This window comes from Calyptranema fuscum S582 (assembly GCF_055793305.1).
On the sequence record NZ_JBSLYH010000124.1, the window covers coordinates 1 to 1,234 of the forward strand.

The window sequence follows — 1,234 nt, forward strand, 5'->3', positions numbered from 1 at the left end:
CAGGGCAAACGCATCTTATCCAACTAAAATCTTGAGTAAGTAATCTTCATCCCAGCCTGCCCGCAGTCGTTTGTTTTTGACTCCTAACTTAAGCGAAGTTTCCTGAGACAACAAGTTGAGAGCAATATGTCGCACAACTGCTAAGTTCTCAGGTGCAAAATCTTTACGAACACGACAGGTATCTTCGACAAAAGCAAGGTCTAAGACCCAATGCAATGCATTTTCGACCAACCAATGACTGCGAACGGCTTGAGAGAGTCGGGCGGCATCACTGGTCAAACTGCTGATGTAGTAGCGCGTTTCGTATTCCACTTTGCCGGGAAGACGACGCTCAGCTTGAACCATGCCAATGCTGGTGAACTGTGCCCATTTGTCAGCATCGACCAAATACTCCACCTGTCCCATTGTCCAACAGCGACGAATTTCGATACGTCCATGCCCCTTGTCTATGGTTTGCTCAAATGTATGCTCAATGCCTGCAAAGTTGCTCAATTGGGCATGAGCAAAAATCTGTTGCACGTCTGTAAACAAATTACCTTGATTGTCTTTGAGTGCCAGAACATAGTCAGCGTTGCGCTCAATAATCTGTTTAGCAATCTGTTTTTGACAGCCCATCGCATCAATGGTGACAATGCACCCTTCCATCTCAAGCTGTTTGACCAATTGTGGAATCGCGGTAATTTCGTTCGATTTGGCATCGACTTTGCGCTGTCCCAACACCAGACGGTTTGCAGTTGCCCAAGCACTGACCATGTGAATTGCAGCTTTGCTGTCGGCGGGGTTGTAGGATTGTCGTAGCGTTTTGCCATCAATCGCAATGACTTCTCCCTCCCTCAAGCGCACCAATGACCGTACCCAACTCAGAAAACACGCTTGCAACTGCTCTGGATTCAATCGAGCAAATACCCGTGCAAAGGTGTCATGTGAGGGAATGCCATTTGGCAATTCCAAAATGCCTTTGAGCCAGTTGTGCTTAGCTTGTCCGAAGCTCTCCATCCCCACCCAACTATCTGCTCCACAGATCACGGCTAAGATTGCAATCGTCAGGATATCGATTAATTTGTGCCGTTTGGTGCGCTCAATCCGAGGGTCTTCGATTTTGCTAAAGTGGTCTGACAGCTTTCCTTTCGCTTTGAGTATCATGGCTCGGTGTGGATTTGGGTTGAGTTGATCTTCCCGTATCAACACCCGAAAGGCTAGAACTGCTACCTACGTTTAAGATGCGTTTGCCCTG

General features: G+C 47.6%; 1 protein-coding gene. It reads right to left on the bottom strand.

What is annotated here, in order from left to right:
* Positions 1 to 15: 15 nt before the first annotated feature.
* The gene (locus ACR6Z4_RS32150; RefSeq protein WP_479721390.1) at positions 16 to 1,143 is read right to left on the bottom strand and encodes an ISAs1 family transposase; all 1,128 of its coding nucleotides are present in this window, start codon (positions 1,141 to 1,143) and stop codon (positions 16 to 18) included.
* Positions 1,144 to 1,234 lie beyond the last annotated feature (91 nt).

Coding starts and splice junctions, on each gene's coding strand:
- ACR6Z4_RS32150 (WP_479721390.1), bottom strand. CDS start 1,143: ATGATACTCAAAGCGAAAGGAAAGCTGTCAGACCACTTTAGCAAAATC.